The 9242-nt window shown below is 59.5% G+C and carries 7 protein-coding genes; 5 read left to right on the top strand and 2 right to left on the bottom strand.

Annotated features, from left to right (window positions below; all coding sequences use genetic code 11):
• Positions 1–197: 197 nt before the first annotated feature.
• Positions 198–1562 (bottom strand): hemolysin family protein, encoded by a 1365-nt coding sequence (locus tag NCR93_RS14415; RefSeq protein WP_175983196.1) that lies wholly within the window; start codon positions 1560–1562, stop codon positions 198–200.
• A gap of 60 nt (positions 1563–1622) precedes the next feature.
• Complete coding sequence (locus NCR93_RS14410; RefSeq protein WP_250532254.1) at positions 1623–2744, bottom strand: sensor histidine kinase; 1122 nt, start codon at positions 2742–2744, stop codon at positions 1623–1625.
• Positions 2745–3434: 690 nt separating this feature from the next.
• On the opposite strand from NCR93_RS14410, the gene NCR93_RS14405 reads away from it, so the two are divergent.
• The 5 genes from NCR93_RS14405 to NCR93_RS14385 all read left to right on the top strand — a co-directional run bounded on the left by NCR93_RS14405 (position 3435) and on the right by NCR93_RS14385 (position 9004).
• Positions 3435–4718 carry a flippase gene (locus NCR93_RS14405; protein WP_033536876.1) on the top strand — a complete coding sequence of 428 codons (1284 nt, stop codon included), beginning with the start codon at positions 3435–3437 and terminating at the stop codon, positions 4716–4718.
• Between the two features lie 296 nt (positions 4719–5014).
• Positions 5015–5176 (top strand): hypothetical protein, encoded by a 162-nt coding sequence (locus NCR93_RS14400; protein WP_160297408.1) that lies wholly within the window; start codon positions 5015–5017, stop codon positions 5174–5176.
• Between the two features lie 413 nt (positions 5177–5589).
• The gene (locus NCR93_RS14395) at positions 5590–6744 is read left to right on the top strand and encodes a glycosyltransferase (protein ID WP_175983195.1); all 1155 of its coding nucleotides are present in this window, start codon (positions 5590–5592) and stop codon (positions 6742–6744) included.
• 10 nt (positions 6745–6754) lie between these two features.
• Complete coding sequence (locus NCR93_RS14390) at positions 6755–7834, top strand: glycosyltransferase family 4 protein (RefSeq protein ID WP_175983194.1); 1080 nt, start codon at positions 6755–6757, stop codon at positions 7832–7834.
• Positions 7835–7900: 66 nt separating this feature from the next.
• Entirely contained in the window at positions 7901–9004 is a 1104-nt protein-coding gene (locus NCR93_RS14385) for a glycosyl hydrolase (protein ID WP_175983193.1), read from the top strand.
• Positions 9005–9242: the final 238 nt, after the last annotated feature.

Below are 9242 nucleotides of genomic sequence, written 5' to 3'. Positions count from 1 at the left end.
TGATGCGCGACGGCACAACTTGGAATCCCCCAAAACCATGATCCTTACCAACTCAACCCTTGACGCTCAATACAGTTGCTTTCTTTGCAGCAGCAAAGAAAGTGACTGCCGCCCCGCACAGGGGCAGTGCTAATAGACCGACACGAAAACGGGATCCGGCGAAATCACTAGCGAAAGCGAAGAAAAACCCAAAAAGGTCATTCCGCTTCCTCAAGCGCCTCCTCCCGCGGATACACCCGAACCAGCACAATCCTCGGCCCCTTCATCTTCTTCACGACGATATCGAACCGATCGAACTCCACCCGCTGCCCTTCACTGGGCAAATCGCCCAAAGCATTGATAACGAGCCCGCCAACCGACTCCGCGCGTCCTTCATCGATATCGATCCCCAACGCGCGCTCGAGCGAAACAACCGGCAAGCTGCCCTTGCCCATCAACGTGCCGTCATCCATGCGCGACCAATCGGCATCGCCCTGACGAAACTCGTCGTGAATCTGCCCCACGAGCGCGCCAAGCAGGTTATCGAGCGTGATGAAACCGATAGGCTTCGCGCCCTTGCGCCCAACGATCGCCAGATGCGGCGCGCCCTTGCGAAAGCGCCGAAACAGCTCGAGCGCCGACAGATTCGGCGCAACGTACTGCACCGGCCGCACATGACGCGAAAGCTTGTCGATCTTCCCGACCGCATCCTTCGAAAAGTTGAAGTAGATGCCACGCGCGCCGCCATCGCCTGAAAGCAGAAGGTCCTTCAGATGGATCATGCCGATCACGCGCTCGCCCGACGCATCGGCGAAAAGCGGATAGCGCGAGAAACGATGCCGCGCGATCACGGCGAGGTTGTCGCGCATCGGCAGATCATTGCGCAAGCCGACCAGCTCGTGCGCCGGACGCATCAGATCCGACACCGTCATGCGGCTAAAATCGAGCGAATGCGCGATCGTATTCCACTCGTCCTCGTTATACGAGGAGCCGCCGCCATGACGGCGCCCGCGCAGGATCAGCTTGAGCTCGTCCGTGGAGTAATGCGCGTCGTGACCATGTTCGGCCGAAATGCCGAAAAGACGCAGCACGAAGTTCGCGCTCGTATTCAGCACCCAGATGAACGGATACATCAGCCAGTAAAAGCCATATAGCGGCGTGGCAAGCCACAGGCCCACCTGTTCCGCGCGACGGATGGCCCACGACTTCGGCGCCAGTTCGCCAACGACGATATGCAGGAACGAAATGACGGAGAACGCGAAGAAGAGCGAGATCGAGTCGATCAGCTTCTCCGACTCGACGCCGAGCAGTGCAAAGAGCGGATGAAGCAGCGCCGCGAACGCGGGCTCACCGATCCAGCCGAGTCCGAGCGATGCCAGCGTGATGCCGAGCTGACATGCGGAAAGATAAGCGTCGAGCTGCCCGTGCACCTTTGCGAGCAGTCGGCCAGGCAAGCCATTGGTGCGTGCCAACGCCTTGACGCGCGTGGCCCGCAGCTTGACGAGCCCGAACTCCGCCGCGACGAAGAAACCATTCAACGCGACGAGCAACAATGCGCCGATCAGCGCGACAACCTGAGCCAAAGCAACTCTCTTCGAAAGTGGAAAGCGTCAGTATATGGGTGACAGCTGATCGAAAGTCAATTACATGCCCGCGACCGGCACGCGCACCGATAACGTCACTTCGGCGTTGTCGGCGATATCGCTGTGCTCGAACGCGCCGCCATGCGCCTCCGACACGCGCTTGCACAATGCGAGGCCCCATGCGATGCGTCCGCCTTCGCGCGGCTCGAGCGCCTGACGCCGCGCGAACGCTTCGAGCACGTGCGGCGAGGCCGTATCGCCGAGCGCCTGTGCCGATGCCGTGAATTGCACGTCCGTGCGCCACATGCTGCCCTCGACGTTGCTCGACACACGCACCGTCGCGCCCGCGGGACTCGCTTCGGCGGCGAACGCGAGCATGAGCCAGAGCGTCTGCAACAGACGTTCGGCATCGCCTTCGACTTGTTCTTCGGCGAGCGGCGAATCGATGTCGATCGTCACGTCACGCGCGCGCGCGACGCCGGCACGCGCGAGCGCCGCGCTCTTTTCCAGAAGTGGTCGCAACGCGACCGGCGCGAGCGCGACCTGTAGCTCCTTGGTCTCGGCGCGCGTCGTATCGACCGATTGCTCGATGAGCTTCACCTGTTGCTCGACGCCCGAGCGAATGCCCGCGAGCGCGCGCTGCGCGGCGGCATCGTTGGCGTCGACCTTGCGCTCCAGCACATAACCCCAGCTATGAATTGCGTTGAGCGGGCCGCGCAAATCGTGCGATACGACCGACAGCACATGATCGCGCATGAAAAGCGCAGCCTCGGCTCGCAGATGCGCGATGCGATCCTTTGCGCTGGGCTCGCCGTCCGGCGCGTTCGCCGGCGATACGATCAGCGTCACGCAATCCGGGCCCGGCAGCGCGATGATCGAGAAGGCGCGCGGCGCGTCGTCTTCGCCGAAGCTCACATGCGCGCGACGCGTGCCGTTGCCTGCGAGCGCGGCATCGGCAGCCTCGGCGAGCACCGCAGTGAGCGGACGCGGCAACGGCGTCTCGGCGAGTGCGCGGCCGTTCAGCGCGGCGGGATCAAGATCGAAGAGATGAGCGAGAACGGAGTCGGCGGAGAGGCATCGCTGGGCGGCGTCGAGCACCAGCACGCCGTCGTTTCCTGCGACGGCCGCATCGAAGGACTTGTCGCCTTCGGGTTCGACCGTACTGGAAAAAGACGTTGTCACGGTTGTGGATCCTTGGTGTATCGGTGTTGCGGTTGATGTCGCGGAAGCTGGATGCGTAGTAGCAGTGCGCGTATTGGCCTGACGAACGAGGACGCGCGAGAAACCTTGCAAGTCATTATATGTGAGCGCCTACCACGCCTGCGGCAGCGGTGCGCAACGCGCTCCGCTGCGCCGCTCGCAGCAATTCGCGTGCACGACCGATTCGGCATCATGCGCATGCGTTTTCATTCGACGCTCGCACAAGATGCTATCGGCGAACTATTGCGACACGTCATGTGTCGGAAGGGAAGGCCTCGTGGTTCACGCGCCTTTCGCCTACCAGCACTTCGCGAAAATTTCAATCGAACGATCGCATCCGATCATCGTGTTACGTGTGCAAACCCACTGACAAATACGGGTTTTCCTTGTTAAATAGCTTCTGTCGCACAGACAGCGCACTCTCCGGAAGTGTACGACGGTCCGGAACCGGCGCATTTCGTTCAACTTCAGCGCGCTTGATGCCAGGCCAAGGCACAAGTGCGCAGACCTCTTTGGCCCGCGCCGCATTGACGGCAATACGTACGAGCGAAACTAATCGCTTCATGCGTTGTCACGCAATGGCCCGCCCGTAACGGGCGAGCATGCAGGGTTCGTAGCCCTGCGTCATAGTCATAAAATCAAGCTGCGCTAAAGCCGGGGAAAAACCGTTCAATGGCTTCATTTCGAAAGAACTTCACGATATTGATGACGCTGCAGGTATCCACATACCTCGCACCGTTGCTGACGCTGCCATGGCTCGCACGCGTCCTCGGCCCCAGCGAATACGGACGCCTTTCGTTCGGCCTCGCCTTCACCGCATACTTCATCTCAATCACCAATTACAGCTTTTCGCTGACCGCGACGCCGAAGATCTCGATCAATCGTCAGAGCCGCGAAATGCGCTCGAAGCTGTTCTGGGAAACCATCGTCACGCAGGCCGCGCTTGCATTAGCTGGCTTCTTCGTTGTCATCGCGCTGACGTCGGTCGTACCTTATCTGCAAGAGAACCGCGAGTTGCTTCTCATCGGCTATGGTCAGGCAGTCGGTGCAATGTTAATTCCGACGTGGTACTTTCAGGGCATCGAAGATCTCGGCATGTTGAGCCTGTTCGTATTCATCGGACGTGCCCTCAGCATTCCTGCGATGTATCTCTTCGTGCGCGAGCATGACGATGTCCATAAAGCGATGGCCGTCAATGCTCTGGTGCCGCTGCTGTCGGGCATCGCGATTTGCACGTACCTTTATCTGCGGCGCGAGCTCGACTTCGTGCGCGTGTCGCTCCGTACCATCGTCGTTCGTCTGAAGGACGGATGGAGCGTATTCATGGCGACGTCGATCGTCGACATCTATGCATCGAGCAACATCGTGCTCCTGACATTTATTTCGGGTAATGTTGCAGCAGGTTATTTCGCCGCGGCCGACAAGCTGATCCGTGCCGCGTTGAACATGCTTCAGCCGCTCAAGACCGCGGCCTATCCGCGCGTGAGCTTTCTCATGCATCACGCAAAGGATGATGCGTTTGCATTCCTGCGCAAGATGTTCGTCGTGCAAGGCCTGATCGTGTCGCTGATCTCGGTGTGCATCTTCTTCGGCGCGCCGCTTGCAGTAAAACTCTTGTATGGGCCGAAGTTCTTGCCTACCGTAGAGGTGTTGCGCTGGATGGCATTCGTGCCGTTGATGGTCGGCCTGACGGATCTGTTCGGTGTTCAGACGATGCTGCCGCTCGGCATGAAGGCACAGTTCAGCCGCGTGCTGATGGCCTCCGCGGTACTGAATTTCAGCTTGCTTGCCGTGCTGGCGAAGCTCTTCGGCGAGCAAGGCGCGGCGGCTACGGTGCTGATCGTCGAGACGCTGGTTGCTGCGGCCATGGCCTTCACGCTGCATCTGCAAGGCGTGCCGTTGCTCAAGCGTCAGCGCCCGATCGCAGGAGGAAGTGCCGGGTCTGAAACGACGTGAACCCTATCGGGAAATACGTCGTAGCTAATAAGCTTTCCCAGGCTGCATATTCGCTTTTCCATAAATGTGAAACTGGCGTGTTAAAAACAGTAACAAGTGATTCTAATTGGTAACGCATTTATCGAATCACGCGCTTTAACAAAGCTTTGTTTTGCACCCGAAGAGCGCAGCGGATGCTTTCGACTTGCGCTCTACTCCAAAGTTGCATTTAAGTATGTGAGTCAACGAACCGACCTATGCAGGTCGAGTCGTTATCTTAATGGTATGAGCAGCATTTAATTAAGAGAGCCTGCAGAATGGAAACAGAAGAAATGTCGGTCGAGCATGTACAAAGGCTGGCCGATCAGGCCGAGAGCCTGCGCATGCAGTCGGTCGCGGTACCGCTCAAGGATCTGCAGATCCTTCTGCAGATTTGCGAGACGGCGATAGCTCAGCAGAATGCTGCGGCCGCCAAATAAGCTTTATTTTCCGTATTTGTCAGCACGATTTCGCTGACTTCACGATGTTTCCAAAAAGACCGACATCGGGGCGCCCATCCGACCAAAGCTGATTGGTCCGGGAGCTTGCGGCAGGTAAATCCAGGCTTGTCATCAGGCTTGACGGGGCTCTTGGCATCCCCGTGCGCAAGGAACGAGTAATGCTATGCCGGATCTCGTGTGTGCTTTTCGGACGCGTATTCAAATCGTGCGATTAGTACTCGCCACGCATATCCCGGCTTTTTGACGCGTTCCTCGAAGTGGCCATAAACCGCCGCTTCGGATGCGTTCGCCCTGCGTGAACGTGTCACGTCATTTTCCATAACGACTAGACCATTCCTTCTCATTGCGTATCGCCGCGGGCGCTCGGCGCAACGCCATTCGAAGAGTTGAATATGAAAGAGATCGTCCATATCACCGAAGCCTTCGGCGGCGGTGTACTGTCCATGCTGACGCAGCTTTCCAATCGCGCGGCGGCCGCTGGCGTCGGCGTAACGATCCTTCATTCGATCCGGCAAGAAACACCCAATAATTTCGCCAAGCTCTTCCATCCGGCAGTAAAGCTAACCTACGTCAGCATGTTCCGCGAAGTGAGCGTGAAGAATGACCTGACGAGTCTCTGGAGCCTCGTCCGCAAGTTGAAGGAGTGCGATCCATCGGTGATCCATCTCCATTCGTCTAAGGCGGGCGTTCTCGGACGCGCGGCTGCACGCATCGCCGCGCCGCGCGCACGCGTGTTCTATTCGCCGCACGGTCTCGCGTTCCTGCGCCGCGACGTGTCGCCCGCGAAGCAGTTTGCTTATCTGAGCTTCGAGCGCATCGCCGCGAAGCTCGGCGGCACCATCGTCGCGTGTTCGAAAAGCGAGCTCTCGGAGATCGAAACGAGGATGCATGCGCGACGTGCCCGCATGATCGAAAACGGCGTGAACGTTCCGGAGATTCCGCCGCGCGTCGACACGAACGCGGGCGGCATCGTCATCGGTATGAGCGGCCGTGCGATGTTTCAAAAGAACCATGAAGCGTTCGTGAAGCTCGCGAGCGAGTTGTCCAACCCTTCGGTGCGCTTCCTGTGGATCGGCGGCAACGAAACCGAATTGCCCGCCGACACGCCCAAGGATGCCGTCGCGTGCAGCGGCTGGGTCACGCGCGATCGGGCGCTCGAACTCACGGCTGGGCTCGATATCTATGTGCAGACGTCGCGGTGGGAAGGCATGCCTATCGCACTCATCGAGGCGCAGGTCGCGGGCATTCCCGCCGTCGTCACCGATGTGGTCGGCAATCGCGATGTCGTGCAGCACGGCGTGACCGGCTTCGTTGCATCGAACATGGAGGATATGGCGAAGTACATCGCGATGTTGCGCGATGACCCGTCGTTGCGCGCACGCATGGGGGCCGCAGCGAGAGCATCCGCAAGCAAGCGCTTCTCGATGGACGCGATCTTCCGTCAATGGCTTTCGATGTACGAGTTCGGCTCCGACAAGCCCACGCGCGAGCCGCTCGGCGCGAACGAGGTTGCATCGTATGAAACCAGCTCCGATTCACAGTTCTGACGCCCTGCACATGGATACGACAATCGCCACGAACAAGCTCGTCTATAACGGCCGCTTCACGAGCCAGAAGACCACCGGTGTGCAACGCGTCGCGCGCGAACTCGTCGCCGCGCTAGGAAAGTTGCCGCAAGGCTCGCATGTGACGCTCGCGGTGCCGCCGCAGGACGGACTCGATCCCGTGCAAGGCGTTCAGACCGTCAAGCTCGGCTTCGGCAAGGGCGTCTTCTGGGAGCAGATCGTCCTGCCGCTCTTCGCGGGGCGCTCGCGTATCGTGAATCTTTCGAACTCGGGTTCCATCTTCCGCCCGAACCAGATCATCTACATGCACGATGCCGCGGTGTTCGATACGCCCGCGCATTTTTCGTGGAAGTTTCGCACCTGGTATCACGTGATGTTCTGGATTCTCGCGCGCACGTCGAGCTGCGTGCTGACGAATTCGAAGTTCTCGCGCGACCGGCTCGCGCATCATGTCGGCGTGCCGGCGGAGCGTATCGGCGTGGTGCCGCTCGCGGCCGATCACCTCGATCAGATCACGCCCGATCTTTCGGTGATCGACGAGCTCAAGCTCACGAAGCGGCGTTACGTGCTCGCCGTGAGCAGCATGAATCCGACGAAGAACTTCAAGCGCCTCGTCGAGGCGTTCATGCGTCTGAGCGATCCGTCGATCGATCTCGTGATCGTCGGCATGAAGAACGCCGCGATCTTCGGCAAGGCGCACGATCTGTCGAGCGCGCCGAACATCAAGCAGGCGGGCTATGTCAGCGACGAAAAACTGCGGGCGCTCTACCAGAATGCGGCGTGCTTCCTCTATCCTTCAATCTACGAAGGCTTTGGCATTCCGCCGCTCGAAGCCATGCGCAACGGTTGCCCGACACTCGTCGGGCGCGCGGCCGCATTGCCGGAAACGTGCGGCGATGCATCGATCTATTGCGACCCGTACTCGGTCGAAGACATTTCGAACAAGTTGCGCGAGCTGCTGGATTCGCCTGAACTGAGCGAAGACCTTAGACGTCGCGGCCTCGCGCATGCCGAGCGCTTCCGGTGGACGGAAAGCGCCCGCTTGCTGATGCAGTTCATCGACAAGCCATGATGGCAACGACGTCACATCATTCCCACGCGCCCGCCGAAGCACGGCGCGCGCTTACATGAGGGCCGAATGTCGATGCGAACTCTGGTGGCTGCCGTCTCGCTCTTCGGTGCGCTGTGCTGCGCATCCGTTCTGATCTATGCGCGCAGCGGCACGTCCGACGCCTATTCCAGCAAGCACTCGGCAACCCACAAGGCGGACGCCGCGAGCAGCGCGACGCCCAGGATCGCGTGCGGAAACGGATCGACGGGTGTGTTCTACGGCATCGCGGGACATCTGGAACATCACGGCGCCTACGGCACGAGCGATTACGACTTGCAGATTTCACAGCTTCGCGATCTCGGCGTCACGATGTATGCGCAGGATGTATCGAGTGAACGAAGCGCGCATATGGTGGCGGATTTCGCGCGCGCGGCGGCGAAGCAATGCATCGGCGTACTCGCGCTCGTCACGCCCTTCGAGCCGGAAAAGCGCGCGAACGAGCAGGAAACTTTCGAGCGCGGCTATGCGCTCGGCAAGACGGCGGGAAGCGTGCTGAAGGGACTCGTAACGTACTACCAGGTCGGCAACGAATACGACAACTGGTCGATACTCGGCTCGGATCGCAGCGGCGAGCATCCGCAGGACTACGACAACGCGATGTTCATGAAGGCGCGCGGCTCGATCCTCGGTCTGATCAAAGGCATACGTGAGACGAATCCCGACGCGAAGATCCTGCTGACATCGTTCAGCTGGCTGCATTACGGCTTCACGGACATGCTGTATGCGGGCACGCAGCCCGACGGCTCGCGCGGCCATCCGATTCCGCAGTGGGATATCACTGCATGGCATTGGTATTCGAACATGGGTTCGATCACGGCGGCGGGCGACAAGAAGGTCAACGTGCTCGAACGCCTGCGCGACAGTTACGGCAAGCCGATCTGGATCACCGAGTACGGCGTGCGGCCCACGCACGCGGACCCGGGGGGCTATCTCATCGGCAAGGAAGCATTGAAGGGATTCGTGTCGCTCGCGAAGACCTACAACATCCAGAACGTGACGTTGTACGAGCTATACGACGATCAGCGCTTTGGCGGCGATGGCAACTACGGCGTGATCCACGATGACGGTAAAACGCGCAAATCGCGCTTCAATACGGTGCGCGACTTCATCAAGGCCAATCCGATGCCATGAAACCGCAATCTATTCGTGTTACGAATGAAGTATGGGCGGAACTTGCGATTATCGCGTGAAAATGGGCTTGCGCAACGGGGGACCCCACCCTTATGACGCCCGCAACGTTCGCTACATAACAGACGCATGCAGTTTGTGTCCGGAAGATAGATTCAGCACCGTTTTTTCCGGACTCAACGTATCGTTTTACAGCAAGCGATTCGTAGGGCTTCGCGAGTTTCATCCGCCGAATCCCGAG

Source organism: Caballeronia sp. ATUFL_F1_KS39 (assembly GCF_023630985.1).
Lineage (GTDB): Bacteria > Pseudomonadota > Gammaproteobacteria > Burkholderiales > Burkholderiaceae > Caballeronia > Caballeronia zhejiangensis.
The sequence above is the reverse complement of the archived record's forward strand: the minus strand, read 5'-3'. Positions and strand labels throughout refer to the sequence as shown.

Bases quoted from the DNA above. Each gene is read 5' to 3' on its own strand.
- NCR93_RS14395 (WP_175983195.1), top strand. From the start codon at position 5,590: ATGAAAGAGATCGTCCATATCACCGAAGCCTTCGGCGGCGGTGTACTG.
- NCR93_RS14400 (WP_160297408.1), top strand. From the start codon at position 5,015: ATGGAAACAGAAGAAATGTCGGTCGAGCATGTACAAAGGCTGGCCGAT.
- NCR93_RS14385 (WP_175983193.1), top strand. From the start codon at position 7,901: ATGTCGATGCGAACTCTGGTGGCTGCCGTCTCGCTCTTCGGTGCGCTG.
- NCR93_RS14405 (WP_033536876.1), top strand. From the start codon at position 3,435: ATGGCTTCATTTCGAAAGAACTTCACGATATTGATGACGCTGCAGGTA.
- NCR93_RS14390 (WP_175983194.1), top strand. From the start codon at position 6,755: ATGGATACGACAATCGCCACGAACAAGCTCGTCTATAACGGCCGCTTC.